Origin of the sequence: Hoeflea sp. AS16 (assembly GCF_038900095.1) — a bacterium.
In the GTDB taxonomy this organism is placed as follows: Bacteria; Pseudomonadota; Alphaproteobacteria; order Rhizobiales; family Rhizobiaceae; genus Hoeflea.
In genome coordinates this window covers 645,568-666,647 of sequence record NZ_JBBMQQ010000001.1, presented here as the reverse complement: position 1 = coordinate 666,647, position 21,080 = coordinate 645,568, and the positions used below count along the sequence as shown (strand labels likewise).

Genomic DNA, 21,080 nt, shown 5'->3' with positions numbered 1-21,080 from the left:
GCTAAAAACGCGGCAAGACAGCACTTATCCGGGCTTTTCCTTGACTTAATGCACTGCAACGACTATTCGGAACGCTATGGGATCGCGATAAACAGCGCGCTCCCGCGCATTGCCGCAAACTCCGAAACGGAAAACGCTCCCAATTGACCACTTTTGCTGATCTTGGCTTAAGCCAAAAAGTACTGTCCGCCGTAACTGACGCGGGCTACACGACGCCAACACCGATCCAGGCTGGCGCAATCCCGCCAGCCCTCGAACGGCGCGATATTCTCGGCATCGCCCAGACCGGAACGGGCAAAACCGCTTCCTTCGTTTTGCCGATGCTGACGATGCTCGAAAGAGGCCGCGCCCGGGCGCGCATGCCGCGTACCCTGATCCTCGAACCGACCCGCGAACTTGCGGCACAGGTGCACGAGAATTTCGAGAAGTACGGCAAGAACCACCGTCTCAACATCGTGCTGCTGATCGGCGGCGTTTCCTTTGACGAACAGGATCGCAAGCTCGAACGCGGCGCAGACGTGCTGATCGCCACACCCGGCCGGTTGCTCGACCACACCGAACGCGGCAAGCTGCTGATGACCGGTGTTGAGCTCCTGGTGATCGACGAGGCCGACAGAATGCTCGACATGGGTTTCATTCCCGACATCGAGCGCATCGTCAAGTTCATCCCGTTCACCCGGCAGACCCTGTTCTTCTCGGCCACCATGCCGCCGGAAATCCAGAAGCTCGCCGACAAGTTCCTGCAGAACCCGGCCCGCATCGAGGTGGCACCGCCCTCCTCCACCGCGTCCACGGTCGAGCAACGCCTCGTCGCCTGCGGCAGCAAGGATTTCGAAAAGCGCGAGCGTCTGCGCGATTTGATCAAGTCCCAGTCGGAACTGACCAACGCCATCATTTTCTGCAACCGCAAGAAAGATGTCGCCGATCTCTACAAATCGCTCGAGAAGCACGGCTTCTCCGTCGGTGCGCTGCACGGCGACATGGACCAGAGATCCCGCACCAACATGCTGCAGGGCTTCAAGGACAACGAGATCACTCTTCTCGTGGCCTCCGATGTCGCTGCCCGCGGGCTTGATATCCCGGCTGTCAGCCATGTGTTCAATTTCGACGTGCCGATCCATGCCGAGGACTATGTCCACCGCATCGGCCGTACCGGTCGCGCCGGTCGCGCCGGTGCCGCCTTCACGCTGGTCTCGCGCCGCGACGCCAAATATGTCGATGCCATCACCAAGCTGATTGACCGCGACATCGAATGGCTCGACGGCCAGGAAGCCATCCAGTCCGCCGATCCGGCCGACGACAAGCCCGCTCGCGGCCGCCGTGGCGAGAGCAAGTCACCGGCCCGCAAGACCGGACGTGGCGACAAGCGCGCCAAGGAAGATACTCCGGAGCCCGTAGCCGTTGCTGACGCGGCTGAACCAGTCGAGACCGAGACCACGGTCGAGACTGTCGAAGCCAAGGAAGCGCCGCGCCGCGAACGCAAGGAACGCCAGCCGCGCCAGGAGCGCGAAGCCAGCACTGCACCCCAGCGCACGCCGGAACCGGCCAATGCCAACAACGACCGCAATCGTAACCGCAACCGCCGCGGCGGTCGTGACAATGATGACCGCGAGCCCACTCCGGTCGGCTTCGGCGACGAGATCCCGGCTTTCATGATGATCGGAAGCTGACCAGATCTACTGATCGCATTGAAGTTCAAGATTTGGCCGCCGGTACAATTGCCGGCGGCTTTTTCTTGCGTGCGGCATCAGGAATCAATTGCTGCAGTCTGGCAAACAGCTGCTACTTCTTGCTCCGGAGTGCGGCATCCCAGGCAAGCTTCACCCATTTGGACAGCTCCTCCGGATCATCGAGCGCAGCATCGGGAATCGACCAGTAGGGCATCGCCACCGGCTTGTTCTTGCCGCTGTAGACCCATTGGCTGGCGCCGGCATCGGCAAATTCGGGCGCGCTTTGCGCATCTGCCTTGAGCAGGATATCGCCGCTCACTTCCAGCGCCAGGATCACGCCCTGGTGATAAACACCCTTGCCGCCGAACATGCGTTTGATCGTCACCTCGCCGAGACTGTCGAACATCTCGCTGATCGCGTCATTGTCCATCGGCCCGCCCCTCGCGCTCTGTCACGCCACCGGCCGCCCGCACGGCTTCGGGCGTATCCACATCAAGCCGCGCAGCAGACCCGATCTCCACGTCGACCACCGGCCAGCTTCCGCTTTCGATCAGCGCACGGGCGCCAACATCGCCGGAAAGCTGCATCGCTTCGACAAAGGCCGTTCGCGGCAGGATGACCGGGTTGCCGCGCCGCTCTCCATCACAGGCACGCACGATCGCCTTTCCCCGGTGCTGCGAAAACGCCTCGATCAGTCTGTCCAGGTGTGCGGGAGTGAGCGCCGGCATGTCGCCCAGCAGCACCAGAGCACCCTCCACCTCGCCTGTAAGCTCCGACAGTCCGGCTTTCAGCGACGACGCCATGCCGGTTTCATAAGCCGCATTGTGAACCTGCCTGACATCCAGGCCGTCAAGGCGCGCGGCAATATCGGCGCTGCGATGCCCGGTCACAACCACCGTCTGGCATGCCGCGGACGAAAGGGCCGTTGCGGCCATCCGGCGGATCAGCGGTTCTCCGTCAAAGTCAGCCAGAAGCTTGTGCCCGGCCTGTTCTCCCATCCGGCTCGACCGGCCTGCGGCAAGCAAAACCACGCCGACCGATGCGCCGGTTTTGCTCTCCTTGACCGCGGGGACCGGTTGCCGCGGTTGCGGCCTCGTCGCAATTTCCTTGAGCAACCCGCCCACGCCCATCCCCGCAATATCCGCCGATGTCGGCGTCTCGCCTGCCAGAATGCGTGCCAGCACCCAGTCGAACCCGTTCTCCTTCGGACTGCGGGCGCATCCGGGTGCGCCGATGACCGGAATGCCGCCGAGTGAACCCAGCACCAGGAGATTGCCCGGATCAACCGGCATGCCGACCCGCTCCACGGTCCCGCCGGCCTTGCGGATCGCCGCCGGGATGACATCCCCGGGATCAGTCACCGCGGAGGCGCCGAAGACGATGATCATCTCGTGCATCCCCGCCATGCGGACAATCTGGGCAGCAACCGCATCGGCATCATGGGCGACCCGGCTTTCCTCGGCGAGGCTTGATCCACTCAGGGCCAGCCGCGCTTCAAGCAGCCGCCTTGTCTTGTCCATCACCGAAGCCTTGAGCGTCGGCAAGGTGGTGGAAATCAGGCCGGCACGGACCGGACGGAACGGCAGCACATGCGCAAGTCCCGTCGCGGAAATCGCGGCTTTTGCCCGATCGAGCGAGGTCCCCGGCACCGCCAGCGGGATGATCTTGATCGTCGCCACCATTTCATCGGCCTGAACCGTGCTGTGATCAGCAAGGCAGGCAAATGTGATCGACGGATCAATCGCGTTGAAATCATCGACCAGGCGCCGTTCGGCGACAAACAGCCCGGCCCGCGTGGCATGCAGATTAACCCGCCCCGTCGAGGCATTTGCCGCACGGATATTGGCGCCGGTGAAAGCCTGCGCCAGCGCTTCAGCGGCTGCGTTCTCGCCGACATCGTTTTCGTCCAACCGGGCGACGATCACCGTGTCGGCACCACCCTGCCCGATCAGCCTCAGATCATCGGCGGTCAGCACATGGCCTTTTTTCAGCCGTACGGCGGCAAGCGAGAGCGAATGCGCCAGCACTGCTCCCTCGGCTTCAGACAGTTCAACCGGACCGAATTGCATGCCTCAGTCTTTCACCGGTTGCTCAACTGCCGGTTTGCGCAGCGCGGAAATCACCTGCGCCAGGATCGCCACTGCGATTTCCTCCGGGCTTTGCGCCCCGATATCGAGCCCGATGGGCGCAGCGATCCGCCCGATCCCGGCAGCGTCGAGCCCGGCCTCCGTCAGCCGCTCCACCCGCCGCGCATGGGTTTTGCGCGAACCCAGCGCTCCGACATAGAAGGCATCTGCCTTCAGGGCAGAAACAAGCGGCCAGTCATCGATCTTCGGATCATGCGTGACCGCCACCAACGCCGTGAACGGATCAATCGGCCGGTCTTTGAGCGCATCCTCCGGCCAGTCGGCGATCAGGTCCACGGTTTCAAACCGCTCGGGCGTTGCAAACGCCGTGCGCGGATCGATCACCGTGACATCGAACCCCGCCATCGTCGCCATTGGCGCCAGCGCTTGCGAGATGTGCACAGCGCCGATGATCACCATCCTGGGTGACGGCACATGAACATTGAGGAAGAAACGCTGGCCATCGGCTTCCACCGCGCCCGATTTGCCGGTCCGGAAAGCCTTCTCGACGGCCTGCCCCAGCTCTCCGGCGACAGGATCGTCCTTCATCACCAGCCGGTTGCGGCCATCTGCGAAGTCGGTAAGCATGATCGCGGCCTTCCGGTCGCGCCGCGCTTCGTTGAGTTTCCTTAAAAGATGCGGATCCATCAGCCAACGCGCTCCAGATAGACCTGGATCTTGCCGCCGCAGGACAAGCCGACGCGCCAGGCGGTTTCGTCAGCCACCCCGAATTCGAGCATTTTCGGCTCTCCGCTGGCGATCACGTCGGCGGCTTCCGAAATCACGGCCCCCTCAACGCATCCACCCGAGACCGAACCGCTGAAATTTCCCTCGGCATCGATCACCAGATGGCTGCCAACCGGTCTGGGCGCCGAGCCCCAGGTCTCGACCACCGTCGCCACCGCCACATCGCGCCCGTCCAGCATCCAGCGTTCGGCAACCATCAGCGGATCGAGCTGATCTTCGGAATTCTTCGCCAAGGTTTGAGATGTCATTCCAGCCTCCATCACCTGTCAATCGAATATGGCCATTGCCGCCAGACGATTACAAGTCAGATTACATGTAGCGACGCGGATCGGCTTTCGCCGCGTCCTTTTCACCAAGCGCCGACACCAGATCGGCCATCGCCTCGATATTGTGCACCGGGCGGAATTCGTCGACATGGGCAAGCATGGTGCGCACGCCGCGTGCACGTGCCTCGAATCCGTCGAAGCGCAGCAGCGGATTGAGCCAGATCAGCCGCCGGCAGGACCGCTGCAGCCGGTCCATCTCCGTATCCAGCTCGTCGATGGAATCGCGCTCCAGCCCGTCGGTGATCAGGATCACCACCGCACCCTGCCCCAGAACCCTGCGTGACCATTGCCGGTTGAACAGTCGCAGTGCCTCGCCGATCCGGGTTCCGCCGGACCAGTCCTTGACCGCGCCGGTGCATTGATCCACCGCCTCATCCGGATCCTTGTTGCGCATCTGGCGGGTGATATTGGTCAGCCGCGTGCCGAACAGGAAGGTATGAACGCCCCGCCGCCGTTCACTCAGGACATGCATGAAATGCAGGAATATCCGCGTGTACTGGCTCATCGATCCGGAGATGTCGGCAATGATGACCAGCGGCGGATGCACCTTCCGGCGCTTGCGGAACCGCGGCAGGATCAGGTCTCCACCCGTCCGCATTGCCGCGCGCATGGTCGCCCGCGGATCGATCTTCCGCGCCGAAGCGGATGGTTTGTAGCGCCGGGTCTCGACCTGGTCGAATGGCAGGGTCAGTTTTGCGATGGCGTTCTTGGCCTCGCTCAGCTCGAACGCCGTCATCTGGGCAAAATCCTGCTGGCGCAGCACCTCGTTGCCCGAAATCGTCTCCCGGGCGTCGATGTCGATCATCGGCTTGTCTTCGGGCGGCCGCTGTTTTTCATGCCCCTCGAACAGCGCCTGGCTGACCCGGGTCTCGCCGGCCTTGAGCTTTTCGCGCTGCTTGTTCTCCATCGCCACCGGCGAGAACATGGCGATCATCTTCTCGACCAGATCGCGTGTCCGCCAGAATAGCTTGAACGCCTGGTCGAAGACTTCGTGATCCTCGCGCCGCTTGACGAACACCGAATGCAGCACCCAGTAGAATTCCTCGCGGCTTCCGATGCCGGCGATCTGCACCGCCTCCACCGCATCGCGCACCGCGGCCGGCCCGACCTTCATCCCGGCCTTGCGCAAAACCCTGGCAAAATAGACCACATTGTCAGGAATGCGGCCTTCTCCACCCTTGTACTCGATCGCATTCGCGGCTTCCGCCATCAGAGCGCCTGAGCCAGCTCGGCCTTTACCTCGGTCAGCAGCTCCCGACCTGCGCTGCCTTCGATCCGGGCAATGTCATCCTGGTATTTCAGCAGCGTGCCGATCGTGTCAGAGACGGTCTCCGGATCGAGTGCGAGCCGGTCGAGCTCAGTCAGCGCCGTGGCCCAGTCGATGGTTTCGGCAACACCGGGGCTCTTGAACAGGTCCATCTGCCTGAGTTTCTGCACATAGGCCACCACCTGCCGCGACAGCTCGTCATGGCAGCCGGGCACTTTCAGACGGACGATCTCGAGTTCCACATCGGCAGCCGGATAATCCACCCAGTGATACAGGCAACGCCGCTTCAGCGCGTCATGGATCTCGCGGGTGCGGTTGGTGGTGATGATCACGATCGGCGGTTCCTGCGCCCTGATCGTGCCCAGCTCGGGAATTGTCACCTGGTAATCGGAGAGGATTTCCAGCAAAAACGCCTCGAATGCCTCGTCTGTCCGGTCAAGCTCGTCGATCAGGAACACCGGCGCACGTCCGCCTGTGCCTTCCAGCGCCTGCAGTACCGGCCGGCGGATGAGATGTCTTTCCGAGAATATCGACCGTTCGATCGCCGTGCGGTCATCCTCGCCGGTGGCTTCCGCCAGCCGGATTTCAAGCATCTGCGCCGGATAGTTCCATTCGTAGACCGCCGAGGAGACATCGAGCCCCTCATAGCACTGCAGCCGGATCAGCGGCCGGTCGAGCGCCTTTGACAGCACCTTGGCGATTTCCGTCTTGCCGACACCGGCCTCGCCTTCGAGAAACAGCGGCCGTTTCATCCGCAAGCTCAAAAACAGCACCGTCGCAAGCGCCTTGTTGGCCACGTAATCCTGGCTCGAGAGCAGAGCCAGTGTTTCGTCAATGGAAGTAGGCAACGGCTTGGTAATCGACATTTCGGCTCCGGATTGAGGCTGGCAAGATCCCGCCCGGCACAAGGCTAAACAGAATGGTATCCGCGGTCCAGATACAAAAGCGCCGGTCCCGCGGGCCCGATGCGCAATCCCGTCACCTCGCCAAACAGCACCGTATGGGTCGCCACCACCTTGGCATCGGTAAGACGGCAGTCAAACACGGCGGCTGCACCCACCAGCGTTGGCGCGCCGGTGGTGATGGCATCCCATTCAGCCTCTGCAAACCGCTCGTCGACGGTAAGATGATCCAGACCGGAAAACGCCACCGCCAGATGCTCGTGCCCGGCCATCAGCGTGTTGAGCGCAAAGGCACCCGATTGGGTGAATATCTCGTTGTGCGGATTGGAATGGTTGAGGCAGACCAGCAACGTGCCGGGGTTGTCGGACACCGAGCAGGCAGCCGTCACGGTGACGCCACGCCGCACGCCCTCATGCATGGTGGTGGCAATCTGCACATGCCCGGCATAGCGCGCCATTGCGTCGCGATAGTCTTTGGAATCAATCGTCTGCCGTTTCAACACGCCTGCGCCTCGGTTCGGGGTTTCCCCGGGAATGATAGTCTTGCTGACCATACATAAAGTGCGAACGGGAATTTGAAACCCGCCGCCCGCGACTTTTTCTCCCCCAACGCCGCCAGCTGAAGCGCAAGCGATGGATTTTGCTTTGATTAGCCCGGTCCACCGGGCTAAATACCGCGCATGATTATTCGCGCTGCGTTTTCCGTCCTGCCGCTTGTTCTGGGTCTTTGCCTCGCCACCACTCCGGCGCGGGCGGAATCGCTTCATGTCGGCCTGGTGATCCCGCAGGAAGGCCAGTTCAAGCCGCTGGGCGATCATGTCCGCGAGGCATTCCAGACCTGGGAGGCTGCCAACCCCAATGTGTTCGAGGACATTGTCGAAGGCGACGACAATTGCTCCGAACAGGCAGGCACAGATGCCGCCGCGGCAATGATCGAAGCCGGCGTCAACATTGTCGTGGGTTTCCTGTGCTCCGAAAGCCTAGCCGCAGCACTGCCCTTGTTGTCGAACGAGAACATCCCGGTCATCACCCTGACCGTGCGCGCCGACATCATCGGCGAGGAAGCCGCACGACTCGGATGGAAGTTTTTCCGTCTTGCCCCGCGCGCCGGCACGGAAGCGGAAATCGCGGCTGATGCAATCCTGCGGCTTTGGGCCGACAAGTCCTTCGCCCTGATCGAGGATGGCGCCATATCCGGGCGCGAGCTGGTCGAGGCCATCCGAATCGACATCGAAAACCGGGGCATGAAGCCGAATTTCGTTGACAATTACCGCCCCGGCCAGGCCACCCAGCCCAGTCTGGTGCGCAGGCTCAAATCCGCTGGCGTTACACACGTTTTTGTCGGCGGTGAGCGCTCCGACATGGCCGTCATCGCCATGGAAGCCGAGCGTCAGGGCGTTGCGCTCAAGTTCATGGGCGGAGATCTGCTGCATGCGCCGCAGGGCGACATCCCGCTCCCCGACGGCACCATCGCCGTTCTCGCCGCCGGTGCCACGCCCGGGCCTGAAGCCGAAGCCGCCCGCATCGCGTTCGAAAGCCGCGGCCTGATTGCCGAAGGGCTGAGGATACCGGCCTATGCGGCGGCCGAGATTCTCGGCACCATCGCCACCCGGATGAATTACAGCGACACCGGCCTCGAAGAGGCCTTGCGCTCAACCACCTTTTCCACCGCGCTCGGCTCCGTGACCTTCGACGAGAACGGGGAACGCCGGGAGCCGGGCTTTGTCCTCGCCATCCTGCGCGATGGTGAATTCACACGGCTCAGCATCGAAGAAGCGGCCCGTATCACAGCAGAAAGCCAATGACGGAGATTGGGATGAAAACCGGAAAACGCAACCTGATCACCGATGTCGCCGGACTGCTGGTCGGCAACGCCAGTGATCACAAGATAAATTCCGGCGTCACGGCGATTGTCTGCGATCCGCCAGCCACCGCAGCCGTCCAGGTCCTCGGCGGCGCGCCCGGCACCCGCGAGACTGATCTTCTTGAGCCCCACAACACCGTGGAGACCGTCAACGGGCTTGTCCTGTCCGGTGGCTCCGCCTTTGGCCTTGATGCCGCCAGCGGCGCTCAGGCCTGCCTGCGTGAGCAAGGCAAGGGGTTCGAGGTCGGCCCTCACCGCATACCGATCATACCGTCAGCCATCCTGTTTGACCTGATCAATGGCGGCGACAAGGACTGGGGGCGTTATCCGCCCTATCGCGAGCTGGGCTATCAGGCAGCAGCCGCCGCAGCCGCGGATTTTGCACTTGGAACCGCAGGCGCGGGAACCGGCGCGCTCACCGCGACCTTCAAGGGCGGGCTTGGCTCGGCCTCGGCACTGGTCGGTGACGGGCTGACGGTCGGCGCGCTCGTTGCCGCCAACCCGATGGGAACCGCCACCATAGGCAGCACACGACATTTCTGGGCAGCCCCTTTCGAGATCGGCGACGAATTCGGCGGGCTGGGCATGCCGTCTCCCCTTCCCGCTGACGCCACCGGCCTGCAAATCAAGTTCCGCGACATGACCCGTGGCGTCTCCAACACCACAATCGCCGTCATTGCCACCGATGCCAGCCTCAGCAAGGCCGAGGCAAAACGGCTTGCAATCGCGGCTCATGCCGGCTTCGCAAGGGCAATCTGGCCCAGCCACACACCGTTTGACGGAGACCTGGTATTTGCGCTCGCCACTGGAGCTTCGGGCCGCAAACCATCGCCCGACGAATTCATTGACCTGTGCGCAGCCGCTGCCTCGACCATGAGTCGGGCCATCGCCCGCGCCGTCTATGAAGCCACATCCGATGAGCGCGACCTGATGCCTGCCTGGTCAACCCATCACGATTGACCTGCCAGACATTGCTCCCATACGCCGGCAATGCTACCCGGTCTGGCCGACATCCCCGGTCGAGCTGACAACCAAAGGGACCCGCCATGTCTCGCCTTCACTGCGCCGTTTTCGCCTTGCTGGCGCTGATCCTGGCTGGCACACCGGCCAATGCCGCCGAGTTTTCCGAAGTTCGCCCGATCGGCTTTTCCGCCGATGGCGCGGTTTTCGCGTTCGAGGAATTCGGCGTCCAGGATGGTTCCGGCTTTCCTTTCGCCAGCCGTTTTTTCATCGACACCGCCACCGACCGGTTCCTGCCGGGTTCGACAGTCCGCGTCATCATCGACGACGAGAGCAAAACCGTGGCCGACGCACGTGCCGCCGCCGCCGCACAATCCGCCGGCCTCGAAGAGAAATACAGCTTCCTGGCCAATCCCGGCGTGATCGCGGCCTTCAATCCCCTGTCCGAACTCGACAGCGATGCCCACACGCTGCGCTATCTGCCCTTGTCGGTGGTGCCCGAATACTTCCGGCCCTACACCGCGCGCCTGACGGAAAAGCCACTGCCGTCCTCCTCACCCTGCAATTCGGCCACGGAAACTTCGCTCAGTTTCCGGCTGGAGATGACCGAAATCGAGGGCGAGCCGGCGTCGGTTCTGCTGCATGAGGATAACGCGCTGCCGAAAAGCCGCCATTGCCCGAGAAGCTACCGGCTCGGCGGCGTGGTCACCCATCATGCCGACGGCATCTGGACCCATGCTTTCCTGGTGCTGTACCAATCCTTCGGTTTTGAAGGCGAACATGGCCGCTGGATCGCGGTCACACGACGCTTTGAATGAACACTCCAGTCAAACGGCACAAAGGACCGGCGCCCAGACCGGCAAACGACAATTCCAACCTGCGCGACCGGCTTCAGGCAACCCGGCTCGGCTGGCGCGATATTGTCTATGGCTCGATCGGCTGGGGCGCCGCCATGGCGATCTCCGCCCAGGCCTGGCTCTGGTTGTCCATCGCAGCCCTGACCAGCCATTACTGGAGCCTGACAGCACTGGCATTTGCCGGCGCAGCCATAGCCTGGCCGATGAGCCTGGCCGCATTCCGTTTCATTGCCTTCCGGCGCGGACGCGAAGCCGCCTTTGCGGCCGCCTTCATTTGCCTGACGGTCTTCACCATCGGCGTCACGTCATTGATCTTCGCCGTCATCTACCGCAGTTTCTATGCGCAATGGCACGGCGACCCGTTCACCCGGTTGTGGCTGTACCAGTTCATGTTCACCACCGCCGCCGCGCTTTACCAGTTCGCGGTCCAGGGATTGCGGCTTTATCTGCCGCTCGGCGTGGTGTTTCTTTTCGGCGCATCCTGGCTGCTTGCCAGCAGGCATTCGCCGTCCAAACAGCGCAAATCCGGTATTAACGTCTAGATTCCGCCGATCCGAAGTTTGATTCCACGAGGAAATGGTCTAGACCCGCCGCAACGCAACATAGCCACGGATCTCGCCATGATACCTCGTTACTCCCGTCCGGAAATGGTCGCTGTCTGGTCGCCGGAATCCAAGTTCCGCATCTGGTTCGAGATCGAGGCCCACGCCTGCGACGCGCTGGCTGACCTCGGCGTCATCCCCAAGGAAGCCGCCAAGACCATCTGGAAAAAGGGTGGCGCCGCCACCTTCGACATCGATCGCATCGACGAGATCGAGCGCGAAACCAAGCACGATGTCATCGCCTTCCTCACCCACCTGGCCGAGATCGTCGGCCCCGACGCCCGTTTCGTGCATCAGGGCATGACCTCGTCGGATGTTCTCGACACCTGTTTCAATGTGCAGCTGGTCAAGGCCACCGACCTGTTGCTCGCCGACATGGACGCGCTTCTCGCCGCCATCAAGCGCCGCGCCTATGAGCACAAGGACACCGTCTGCATCGGCCGTTCGCACGGCATTCACGCAGAACCTGTCACTTTCGGCCTGAAGATGGCCGAAGCCTATGCCGAGTTCGACCGCTGCCGCACCCGGCTGGTCAATGCCCGTGAGGAAATTGCCACCTGCGCCATTTCCGGCGCCGTCGGCACCTTCGCCAACATCGACCCGCGCGTTGAAGAGCATGTCGCCAAGGCCATGGGCCTGGTTGCAGAGCCGGTCTCGACCCAGGTCATCCCGCGCGATCGTCACGCGATGTATTTCGCCACGCTCGGCGTCATCGCCTCATCGATCGAGCGCGTCGCCACCGAAATCCGTCATCTGCAGCGCACCGAGGTTCTGGAAGCCGAAGAGTATTTCTCCAAGGGCCAGAAGGGCTCGTCGGCCATGCCGCACAAGCGCAATCCGGTGCTGACCGAAAACCTCACAGGCCTGTCGCGGCTGGTGCGCATGGCGGTCACCCCGGCGATGGAGAACGTCGCCCTGTGGCACGAGCGCGATATCTCGCACTCCTCGGTCGAGCGCATGATCGGCCCGGACACCACCGTCACACTCGACTTCGCACTTGCCCGGCTGACCAACGTCATCGACAAGCTGATGGTCTATCCCGAACGCATGGTCGGCAACATGGATCGTCTCGGCGGCTTGGTGCACTCGCAGCGCATTCTGCTGGCACTGACCCAGGCCGGATCCTCGCGCGAGGACGCCTACCGCCTGGTCCAGCGCAACGCCATGAAGGTCTGGAACAGCTACCAGACATCGGGCGATTCGGAAGTCGATTTCCTCACCGAGCTTCTCGCCGACGAGGATGTGCGCAAATACCTCTCCGAGACCGAAATCAGGGACCGTTTCGATATCGGCTATCACACCAAGCACGTCGACACGATTTTCGCACGCGTGTTCAAGGACAGCTGACCCCTCACCCGAGGCGGCTGAACTGAGACATTAATGACACGCAGTCATGCGAAGTGATTGCGTGTCACCATGCTGCCCTGCTGTTGCCCCCATGTTGCCGTGGTTGCCGCTCAATCTGGCGATCATCCGATCATTGGAGGATCCCATGCAGGACCACCCGCCCCTTGCCGGCAACGGCACCACCCGGCGCCGCGATACCGGCTCCAGACAACCCCAACACCACGACAGCGGCATCAGCCTCTGGATCGCCGCAGCGACCGTGATCATCTCGCTTGGCATCCTGCTGGTGGTCAGCCAGGGCCATGTGAAGAATGGCGGCGCGCCGTTTGTGATCACCCCTTCGCCCCAGATCAGCACCTACCCGGCAGCCGACCTATAGCTTCGCCCCACATCGGAGCCGGTTCATGCCCACCGAAGCTCCTCTAACCATGCAGCAGCAACGGTCCGGGAATCAATTTGAACCGCCGTCACGCTAGCGCAATCAACGCCACCGGTTGACATTTGGCTGCGGCTTGCCCAACTCGGCGGCATGAAAGTTGCCGAAGCAGATATCCTCATCGTACCCGGTTACACCAATTCCGGACCCGATCACTGGCAAACGCGCTGGCAGGCGCGGCTGTCGACCGCGCGCCGTGTCGAGCAGGACGCCTGGTCAAAACCGGTTCGCGAAGACTGGACCGCGCGGTTTGCTCAAACCGTCAACGAGGCTGAAAAGCCGGTGGTCGTGATTGCCCATTCGCTGGGCGTGGCAACCGCGTTGCAAGCCCTGCCCGAATGCAACAAAAAGATCGCCGGCGCATTCCTGGTTGCCCCGCCCGATGTGGCCAACCCGCAGATCCGGCCAAAACATCTGATGACTTTCGGCCCCTACAAGGAAGATCCGCTGCCATTTCCGTCAATCGTGGTCGCCAGCCGCAACGATCCGTTCGGTTCGTTCGAGCATGCCGGAGACATGGCAAATGCCTGGGGCGCCATGCTGGTCGATGCCGGTGAAGCCGGTCACATCAACGCCCAGTCAGGCCATGGCCCCTGGCCCGAAGGCATCATGGTGTTTGCCCATTTCCTCGCCCGGCTGAAGCCATAGCAACGGGGGATCGGCGTCAGCCCCGTGCCTTGTCCAGCATCACCGAAGCGCCGGCCTGGATGATGCCGGGATCCGTGTTCAGTGCCGCCAGCCGGTAGCCCATCTTGCCAAACCGCGGCACATCGGCCGGATCGACGGCAAAGATCGCGGCAAACTTGCCCGCCTGTTTCGCACGGCTGCCGATCTGGGCAATGACCTCCTGAAGCTCTTCATTCTTCGGATCAACGCCGGCACCGCCAGACCAGGAAATCGACAGGTCCGATGGTCCGACAAAGACCCCGTCGATTCCCTTCGTGGCAAGAATCCCGTCAAGCGCGGCGAACGCGGCGCGTGTTTCGATCATCGCCAGCGCCATTGTCTTCTGGTTGGCCGAGCGGAAATAGCTTTCCGGCGAATAGGATGTATGCAGTTGCAGGGCCTTCATCGGTCCCCATGAACGCTCGCCCACCGGCGGATACTTCATTGCATTCGCAAAGGCTTCGGCATCGGCAACAGAATTGATCATCGGCGCGATCACCGCCTCAAAGCCCATGTCCAGCGCCCGGCTGGCGAGATCATTGCGTCCCACCGGAATCCGCATGATCGCGGGTTTGCCCGCCGCAAATATGGCTTTCGCCGAGGCGAACGCGGTCGATTCGGTATGGGCGCCATGCTGCATGTCGACGGTGACTGTATCGAACGGACAGCGGGCCAGCGCCCCGGCCATTTCCTCCGAAGGTGATGTCGACCATGCGGTGATCAGCATCTTGTCCTGATCAAGCTTGTCTCGCAATTGCATGGCTGGCTCCTTCCGAATCATCGCTTTTCCGCCAAATGGCGTCCCGCATCCTCATTCCAACAAAAAACCGCCCCCGGCAAGCCGGAGGCGGTTTCATGAAAACAGAATTGCTGCGTATCAGCTTGCCTGGATCTGCTCGACGGCAATTGCCAGCAATTCATCCATCTTGCGGCGCAGCTGGTGATCGGACTGATCGACGCCACCGGCATCGAAATCGGCCCGGATCTTGCGGAACACGTCTTCATCACCGACTTCTTCGAAATCGGCCATGACGACGCTCTTGGCATAGGCTTCGGCGTCTTCGCCGGTTTTTCCAAGCAATTCGGCGGCCCAGAGGCCCAAAAGTTTGTTGCGGCGCGCTTCTGCTTTGAATTTAAGCTCCTCGTCATGGGCAAACTTGTTTTCAAATGCGTTTTCGCGGTCTTTCATATTGCTCATGAGCTGGCTCCCGGCGGTGAATCGATAATCCCTATATGGGGGTTCGCCCCATAAAACAAAAGACCGCCGAAAGTGCAATGCAAACCCGCCCAATGCCACGCAATTCAGGGGACATTGCTGACAACAGCGTTGTGAAAGCCTGTACAATCCGCTAAAGCACGGCTCAAAATCGACCCTAAGCCGAGTTGCCGCGGCTTCAGCCGGCTCCAATTGACAGAGATGCTCCATGACCCGTCGCCGCCGTATCTACGAAGGCAAGGCCAAGATTTTGTATGAAGGCCCTGAACCCGGCACACTGATCCAGTTCTTCAAGGACGACGCCACGGCGTTCAACAAAAAGAAACATGATGTGGTTGACGGCAAGGGCGTGCTCAACAACCGCATTTCCGAGTACATATTCTCGCATCTCAACCGGATCGGCATCCCGACCCACTTCATCAAGCGCATCAACATGCGCGAGCAGCTGATCAAGGAAGTCGAGATCATTCCGCTTGAAGTGGTTGTCCGCAATGTCGCGGCCGGCTCGCTGTCCAAGCGCCTTGGCATCGAGGAAGGCACCGTGCTGCCCCGCTCGATCATCGAATTCTACTACAAGGCCGATGCGCTCGACGACCCGATGGTCTCCGAAGAGCATGTCACCGCCTTCGGCTGGGCCAGCCCGCAGGAAATCGACGACATCATGGCGCTCGCCATCCGCGTCAACGACTTCCTCTCCGGCCTGTTCCTCGGCGTCGGCATCCAGCTGGTCGATTTCAAGATCGAATGCGGCCGGCTGTTTGAAGGCGACATGATGCGCATTGTCGTCGCCGACGAGATCTCGCCCGATTCCTGCCGGCTCTGGGACATCAATACCAACCAGAAGTTCGACAAGGACGTCTTCCGCCGTGATCTCGGCAATCTCGTCGAGGCCTACCAGGAAGTCGCACGCCGGCTTGGCATCATGAATGAAAACGAGATGAACCGTCCTTCCGGACCGGTTCTGGTCAAGTAAGCGTCAGGAGATGCCCCAATGATCAAGGCACGCGTCACCGTCACGCTCAAGAACGGCGTCCTCGACCCGCAGGGCAAGGCCATCGAGCATGCGCTCGGCGGTCTCGGCTTCTCCGGCGTCGGTTCCATCCGTCAGGGCAAGGTGTTCGATGTGGTTCTTGAAACCTCGGACCGCGCCAAGGCCGAGGCCGAGCTCAAGGCCATGGCCGAAAAGCTGCTCGCCAACACGGTGATCGAGGACTATTCGGTAGAGGTGATCTGAGCCATGAAAGCCGCCGTCATCCTGCTCCCGGGCCTCAATCGCGATCGCGACATGGTCGCAGCGCTTACCAAGATTTCGGGTCAGGCCCCGCAAACCATCTGGCAGACAGAGACATCGATCGATGACGACGTCGACCTGATCGTCATTCCGGGCGGCTTTTCCTATGGCGACTACCTGCGCTGCGGCGCCATCGCTGCGCGCATGCCGGTGATGCAGGCGGTGCGCGAGAAGGCGGAAAAGGGCACAAGGGTCATCGGCGTCTGCAACGGCTTCCAGATCCTGCTCGAAAGCGGGCTTCTGCCCGGCGCGCTGATGCGCAACGCCTCGCTCAAATTCGTCTGCCGCGAAGTCAGGCTCGAAGTCGCCAACGCGAACACCGTGTTCACGCAGGGCTACAGCCAGGGCCAGGTCATCCGCTGCCCGGTGGCGCACCATGACGGCAACTATTTCACCGACCCTGATACGCTGGCCGAGATCGAGGCGAACAACCAGGTCGCCTTCCGCTACACCGCCGACACCAATCCCAACGGCTCGCTCAACAACATCGCCGGCATCGTCAACAAGGCAGGCAATGTGCTGGGCCTGATGCCGCACCCGGAAAACCTCATCGAGGCAGCCCATGGTGGTTCGGACGGCCGCGCCCTGTTCGAATCGGCGCTGGGACTTGTCGACGCCTGAGGCCGCCCCTCGCCGGCCATGTATTGCCTGACATTGCAGCTGTTCCGCCTGCACGCAATTTCCGGCCCGGACACTTCCAGCTCGCTGGATCTGCACCTGGCGTAACCGGGAATCGTGCTATGGGTTCACCAACCATGACTGCGCCCTCTTCGGCGCTGGAGACCATGATGAAACCGATCACGTCCGTGCTTGTTCTGGTCTCCGGGCTCGCTGTCTCGGCCTGCTCCCCGGCATCGGGACCGGCCACAGGCATCAGCAGCAATTCAGCCGCTGTCTCGACGCTGCAGAAGGTCAATGCCCAGGCCCATGCCTGCTGGCTCAAGGACAAGCAATTCGCCGAGTACGGAATCGTCCCCGAGCTCGACACCACCAGCACACCGCGGCTATTGATCATTCCGCGCGGCAAGCCGCAGTCTCTGCCCCAGGCGGTCATCGTTGCCTCTGCCGACAATGCGCAGTTCTACGGCCCCCTCTCCAGCTCGCCGCTGGCGGGCCGGATCAACTCCGACATCACGCGCTGGGCATCAGGCGGCAGCGGCTGCTGATGAGCACGAAAACGCCACTCCACGACCGCCCGTGTCCACAGGATAGCGTTTTCTTTCGGCTCAAATCCCAATTTCCAGGTGCCAACCGGCCCGCCATTGCGCTATAGGCTGCAGCACGAGCAGGACAAGAAGGGCGACCACCGCCATGAGCATTCCCAATACCGTTCCCATCACCGAAGATCTCATCGCTGCTCACGGGCTCAAGCCCGAGGAATACCAGCGCATTCTCGATCTCATCGGGCGTGAGCCAAGCTTCACCGAGCTTGGAATCTTCTCGGCCATGTGGAACGAGCACTGCTCCTACAAATCCTCGAAGAAATGGTTGCGCACGTTGCCGACCGAAGGCCCACGGGTGCTTCAGGGGCCGGGCGAGAACGCCGGCGTGGTCGACATCGGCGATGGCGACTGCGTGGTCTTCAAGATGGAAAGCCACAACCACCCCTCCTACATCGAGCCCTACCAGGGTGCGGCCACCGGTGTCGGCGGCATCCTGCGCGATGTCTTCACCATGGGTGCACGGCCGATCGCGGCCATGAACGCGCTGCGCTTCGGTGAACCGGATCATCCCAAGACCCGCCACCTGGTCTCCGGCGTCGTTGCCGGTGTTGGCGGCTACGGCAATTCCTTCGGCGTGCCCACGGTTGGCGGCGAGGTCGAGTTCGACGCCCGCTACAACGGCAATTGCCTCGTCAACGCCTTTGCCGCCGGCATCGCCAAGACCGATGCCATCTTCCTCTCCGAGGCCAAGGGCGTCGGCCTGCCGGTGGTCTATCTCGGCGCCAAGACCGGCCGCGACGGCGTCGGCGGTGCCACCATGGCATCGGCCGAGTTCGACGAATCGATCGAGGAAAAGCGCCCAACCGTCCAGGTCGGCGACCCGTTCACCGAAAAATGCCTGCTCGAGGCCTGCCTCGAGCTGATGCAGACCGGCGCGGTCATCGCCATCCAGGACATGGGCGCTGCAGGGCTGACCTGCTCGGCTGTCGAGATGGGCGCCAAGGGCGACCTCGGCATCGAGCTCGATCTCGACAAGGTGCCGGTGCGCGAAGTCAACATGAGCGCCTACGAGATGATGCTGTCGGAAAGCCAGGAGCGGATGCTCATGGTGCTCGAGCCCAAGAAGGAAGCCGAAGCCAAGGCGATCTTCGTCAAATGGGGCCTCGACTTCGCCATTGTCGGCCACACCACCGATGATCTGAGGTTTCGCATCCTGCATCAGGGCGAGGAAGTCGCCAACCTGCCGATCAAGGAACTGGGCGACGAAGCCCCTGAATATGACCGCGAATGGCGCGAGATCGGCGGCCTGTCGCCGCTCGACATCGCTGAAGTCGAAGAGCCGGAGGACTACGGCCAGGCGCTTCTCGACCTTCTCGGCACACCCAACAATGCCTCCAAGCGCTGGGTCTGGGAGCAGTACGACACGCTGATCCAGGGCAATTCGCTGCAGATCCCGGGCGGTGACGCCGGTGTTGTCCGCGTCGAGGGCCACGACACCAAGGCGCTGGCCTTCTCCTCCGACGTCACCCCGCGTTATGTCGAGGCCAACCCGTACGAGGGCGGCAAGCAGGCGGTTGCCGAATGCTGGCGCAACCTCACCGCCACCGGTGCCGAACCGCTGGCGTCGACCGACAACCTCAATTTCGGCAATCCCGAGCGGCCCGAGATCATGGGTCAGCTGGTGATGGCCATCCAGGGCATCGGCGAAGCCTGCACCGCGCTCGATTTCCCCATCGTGTCCGGCAATGTCTCGCTCTACAACGAGACCAATGGCGAGGCCATCCTGCCCACCCCCACCATCGGCGGTGTCGGCCTGATCGACGACTGGAACCACATGGCCCGCATCGGCGGCGCTCACGCCGGGGACGCCGTCATCCTGATCGGCGGAGATGGCAGCCATCTGGGCCAGTCGGCCTGGATGCGCGATTGCCTTGGCCGCAGCGAAGGCGCACCGCCCCCCGTTGACCTGATGGAAGAACGCCGCAATGGCGATTTCGTCCGCTCCGCCATCCGCAACAGCCAGGTCACCTCCTGCCACGACATTTCCTCCGGTGGCCTTGCAGCCACCCTGGCCGAAATGGCCATGGCTTCCGATCTCGGCATGGAGCTGGACCTGTCCGCCTGCCACGGCCCGGCGCACGCGCTGCTGTTTGGCGAGGACCAGGCGCGCTATGTCGTCACCGTCCCGGCAGACCTGTCAGGCTACGTCATGGCCAGCGCCGAGGGTGCCGGCGTTCCCTTCCGTCACCTCGGCACAATGTCCGGCAGCAACCTTCGGATCGAGGGCCTGATGTCGGTCCCCGTATCCGCATTGCGTGCCACCCATGAATCGTGGTTCCCTGCATTCATGGACGCCCCCGAAGCCCTTGCCGCAGAATAGCCCAATCAGGAGCCTTTCCCCATGCCAATGAACGCAGGCGATATCGAGAAACTCATCAAGACCGCGATACCCGACGCCGAGGTCACAATCCGCGACCTGGCCGGCGATGGCGATCACTATGCGGCAGAAGTTGTCTCCGAGAGCTTCCGTGGCAAGAGCCGGGTGCAGCAGCACCAGATGGTCTACAACGCGCTCCAGGGCAACATGGGCGGCGTTCTGCACGCGCTCGCCCTGCAGACAAGCGTGCCGGACTAGGCCCGGACTGGGGCACCGCCCGTGGCAGGGTTTCTCGACGGCCTGATCGGCGAGATCATCGACGGCGTGGTCGATGGCATGGCCAAGGGCACTGTCACCCGCAAACGCCGCCGCACCACCCGCCGCAAATCGGCCCGGCGCAAACGCTCGACGACCTCGACAATCGAGAAAGTGCTGCTCGAAGCCCTGACCGGCAAGAAGCCCGCGGCGAAGCGCACCAGGAAACGCCGCTCCAAGAGCCGCGCCACCAGACGCAAATCGACGGCGCGCAAGCGTTCATCATAGCACCTGTCCACGGGCTGTCAGGTTCCAGGCTTGTCAAACACCGCTATCACCGGCCCGGCCGGTTCGCCCGCATCGATTTCCATCTGCGTCCCCCAGGCCAGGCTCGAGACCGCGCCGTCGAAAAACAGCGCGTCGGGACACTCAGCCAGATCCCTGAACAACCGCGCGAACGAACCCAGGCTCACCGGATCGCGTGTGATCGCCAGCACCACGCTGCCGTCATCCCGCACGCCGACACCGTTGCGGATATATTTCGATGTTCCATCGGGCAGGAACCGCGGATGGATCGCGCCATCGATCACCAGCATAGGCCCGGACTGGGTGGCGAAATCCGGCGCCAGCTCCGCCGCGCGATAGGCTTGGGTTTCCATCACCCCGGCACTGCCGTCCTTGCGGACAAAAAACACCCCGTTCGGCTTGAGGAAGAAATTGCCGAACCCGTCATCTTCGTTGAGAGGCGCGGCCTCCTCGCCGTTCTCGACGTAAAGCCCGACCGGCGACATGTCGGCATGATACATCCCCGCGTTCATTGCCAGAAGCGGCATTTTCCCGCCTGCCGCAAGTTCCGCCACCGCCTTCGACACCCGACCATACACCTCGCCATCGGGCCTGCGGTAGACAAGCCGGATCTCGTAGACAGACGGATCGGCGACGCAGAGGATGGCCCGTGCCCCCTCGAACACCGTCTCCTCACAGATATCGGGTATCTTTGCCACTCTC

The 21,080-nt window shown here is 62.3% G+C and carries 25 protein-coding genes; 15 read left to right on the top strand and 10 right to left on the bottom strand.

The genetic code is table 11. The features are described 5' to 3' along the window. Window positions 1-143: 143 nt before the first annotated feature. Entirely contained in the window at window positions 144-1,670 is a 1,527-nt protein-coding gene (locus WNY80_RS03205; RefSeq protein ID WP_342885895.1) for a DEAD/DEAH box helicase, read from the top strand. Between the two features lie 112 nt (window positions 1,671-1,782). On the opposite strand, the gene WNY80_RS03200 is transcribed toward WNY80_RS03205, so the two are convergent. The 7 genes from WNY80_RS03200 to WNY80_RS03170 form a co-directional block, all read right to left on the bottom strand. After that, the gene (locus WNY80_RS03200; protein ID WP_342885894.1) at window positions 1,783-2,100 is read right to left on the bottom strand and encodes a TfoX/Sxy family protein; all 318 of its coding nucleotides are present in this window, start codon (window positions 2,098-2,100) and stop codon (window positions 1,783-1,785) included. Further along, window positions 2,090-3,739 carry a molybdopterin-binding/glycosyltransferase family 2 protein gene (locus WNY80_RS03195; RefSeq protein WP_342885893.1) on the bottom strand — a complete coding sequence of 550 codons (1,650 nt, stop codon included), beginning with the start codon at window positions 3,737-3,739 and terminating at the stop codon, window positions 2,090-2,092. Before WNY80_RS03195 ends, WNY80_RS03200 begins: the two co-directional genes overlap by 11 nt. A gap of 3 nt (window positions 3,740-3,742) precedes the next feature. Continuing rightward, a complete protein-coding gene (locus WNY80_RS03190) occupies window positions 3,743-4,444 on the bottom strand; it encodes an XdhC family protein (protein WP_342885892.1) in 702 nt (233 codons plus the stop codon). Then, complete coding sequence (locus WNY80_RS03185; protein ID WP_342885891.1) at window positions 4,444-4,791, bottom strand: XdhC family protein; 348 nt, start codon at window positions 4,789-4,791, stop codon at window positions 4,444-4,446. The genes WNY80_RS03190 and WNY80_RS03185 overlap by 1 nt, the downstream gene beginning before the upstream one ends. A gap of 61 nt (window positions 4,792-4,852) precedes the next feature. Further along, entirely contained in the window at window positions 4,853-6,079 is a 1,227-nt protein-coding gene (locus WNY80_RS03180) for a VWA domain-containing protein (RefSeq protein WP_342885890.1), read from the bottom strand. Further along, on the bottom strand, window positions 6,079-7,002 hold the full coding sequence (locus WNY80_RS03175; protein WP_342885889.1) for a MoxR family ATPase: 924 nt from the start codon (window positions 7,000-7,002) through the stop codon (window positions 6,079-6,081). Before WNY80_RS03175 ends, WNY80_RS03180 begins: the two co-directional genes overlap by 1 nt. A 44-nt stretch (window positions 7,003-7,046) precedes the next feature. Next, window positions 7,047-7,541 (bottom strand): flavin reductase, encoded by a 495-nt coding sequence (locus WNY80_RS03170; RefSeq protein WP_342885888.1) that lies wholly within the window; start codon window positions 7,539-7,541, stop codon window positions 7,047-7,049. Window positions 7,542-7,718: 177 nt separating this feature from the next. Here WNY80_RS03170 and WNY80_RS03165 point away from each other — a divergent pair, with 177 nt between their 5' ends. The 7 genes from WNY80_RS03165 to WNY80_RS03135 all read left to right on the top strand — a co-directional run bounded on the left by WNY80_RS03165 (window position 7,719) and on the right by WNY80_RS03135 (window position 13,752). Then, on the top strand, window positions 7,719-8,843 hold the full coding sequence (locus WNY80_RS03165) for an ABC transporter substrate-binding protein (RefSeq protein ID WP_342885887.1): 1,125 nt from the start codon (window positions 7,719-7,721) through the stop codon (window positions 8,841-8,843). An 11-nt stretch (window positions 8,844-8,854) separates the two neighbouring features. Next, window positions 8,855-9,862: a P1 family peptidase gene (locus tag WNY80_RS03160; RefSeq protein WP_342885886.1), complete on the top strand. Its 1,008-nt coding sequence runs from the start codon at window positions 8,855-8,857 to the stop codon at window positions 9,860-9,862. 86 nt (window positions 9,863-9,948) lie between these two features. After that, window positions 9,949-10,680 (top strand): DUF2259 domain-containing protein, encoded by a 732-nt coding sequence (locus WNY80_RS03155; protein WP_342885885.1) that lies wholly within the window; start codon window positions 9,949-9,951, stop codon window positions 10,678-10,680. Beyond that, a complete protein-coding gene (locus tag WNY80_RS03150) occupies window positions 10,677-11,261 on the top strand; it encodes a hypothetical protein (RefSeq protein ID WP_342885884.1) in 585 nt (194 codons plus the stop codon). Before WNY80_RS03155 ends, WNY80_RS03150 begins: the two co-directional genes overlap by 4 nt. 78 nt (window positions 11,262-11,339) lie before the next feature. Then, a complete protein-coding gene (gene purB / locus WNY80_RS03145) occupies window positions 11,340-12,668 on the top strand; it encodes an adenylosuccinate lyase (protein ID WP_342885883.1) in 1,329 nt (442 codons plus the stop codon). Window positions 12,669-12,813: 145 nt separating this feature from the next. Further along, on the top strand, window positions 12,814-13,047 hold the full coding sequence (locus WNY80_RS03140; protein WP_342885882.1) for a hypothetical protein: 234 nt from the start codon (window positions 12,814-12,816) through the stop codon (window positions 13,045-13,047). Window positions 13,048-13,197: 150 nt separating this feature from the next. After that, complete coding sequence (locus tag WNY80_RS03135; protein ID WP_342885881.1) at window positions 13,198-13,752, top strand: alpha/beta hydrolase; 555 nt, start codon at window positions 13,198-13,200, stop codon at window positions 13,750-13,752. Window positions 13,753-13,768: 16 nt separating this feature from the next. Here WNY80_RS03135 and WNY80_RS03130 read toward each other — a convergent pair whose 3' ends face one another. Next, the gene (locus WNY80_RS03130) at window positions 13,769-14,530 is read right to left on the bottom strand and encodes an aldolase/citrate lyase family protein (protein WP_342885880.1); all 762 of its coding nucleotides are present in this window, start codon (window positions 14,528-14,530) and stop codon (window positions 13,769-13,771) included. A 117-nt stretch (window positions 14,531-14,647) separates the two neighbouring features. After that, window positions 14,648-14,968, bottom strand: a complete 321-nt coding sequence (locus tag WNY80_RS03125; RefSeq protein ID WP_342885879.1) for a DUF1476 domain-containing protein — start codon at window positions 14,966-14,968, stop codon at window positions 14,648-14,650. Window positions 14,969-15,194: 226 nt separating this feature from the next. Between WNY80_RS03125 and purC the strand changes: the two genes are divergently transcribed. The 7 genes from purC to WNY80_RS03090 all read left to right on the top strand — a co-directional run bounded on the left by purC (window position 15,195) and on the right by WNY80_RS03090 (window position 20,360). After that, complete coding sequence (gene purC, locus WNY80_RS03120) at window positions 15,195-15,959, top strand: phosphoribosylaminoimidazolesuccinocarboxamide synthase (RefSeq protein ID WP_342885878.1); 765 nt, start codon at window positions 15,195-15,197, stop codon at window positions 15,957-15,959. An 18-nt stretch (window positions 15,960-15,977) separates the two neighbouring features. Next, window positions 15,978-16,220 carry a phosphoribosylformylglycinamidine synthase subunit PurS gene (gene purS, locus WNY80_RS03115; RefSeq protein ID WP_342885877.1) on the top strand — a complete coding sequence of 81 codons (243 nt, stop codon included), beginning with the start codon at window positions 15,978-15,980 and terminating at the stop codon, window positions 16,218-16,220. Window positions 16,221-16,223: 3 nt separating this feature from the next. Further along, a complete protein-coding gene (purQ, locus tag WNY80_RS03110) occupies window positions 16,224-16,898 on the top strand; it encodes a phosphoribosylformylglycinamidine synthase subunit PurQ (RefSeq protein WP_342885876.1) in 675 nt (224 codons plus the stop codon). Window positions 16,899-17,017: 119 nt separating this feature from the next. Beyond that, complete coding sequence (locus tag WNY80_RS03105; protein ID WP_342885875.1) at window positions 17,018-17,443, top strand: hypothetical protein; 426 nt, start codon at window positions 17,018-17,020, stop codon at window positions 17,441-17,443. A 145-nt stretch (window positions 17,444-17,588) separates the two neighbouring features. Further along, window positions 17,589-19,820, top strand: a complete 2,232-nt coding sequence (gene purL / locus WNY80_RS03100) for a phosphoribosylformylglycinamidine synthase subunit PurL (protein WP_342885874.1) — start codon at window positions 17,589-17,591, stop codon at window positions 19,818-19,820. Between the two features lie 21 nt (window positions 19,821-19,841). Next, complete coding sequence (locus WNY80_RS03095) at window positions 19,842-20,075, top strand: BolA family transcriptional regulator (RefSeq protein ID WP_342885873.1); 234 nt, start codon at window positions 19,842-19,844, stop codon at window positions 20,073-20,075. Window positions 20,076-20,096: 21 nt separating this feature from the next. Continuing rightward, a complete protein-coding gene (locus WNY80_RS03090; protein ID WP_342885872.1) occupies window positions 20,097-20,360 on the top strand; it encodes a hypothetical protein in 264 nt (87 codons plus the stop codon). A gap of 17 nt (window positions 20,361-20,377) precedes the next feature. On the opposite strand, the gene WNY80_RS03085 is transcribed toward WNY80_RS03090, so the two are convergent. After that, the gene (locus WNY80_RS03085; RefSeq protein WP_342885871.1) at window positions 20,378-21,076 is read right to left on the bottom strand and encodes a phosphodiester glycosidase family protein; all 699 of its coding nucleotides are present in this window, start codon (window positions 21,074-21,076) and stop codon (window positions 20,378-20,380) included. Window positions 21,077-21,080: the final 4 nt, after the last annotated feature.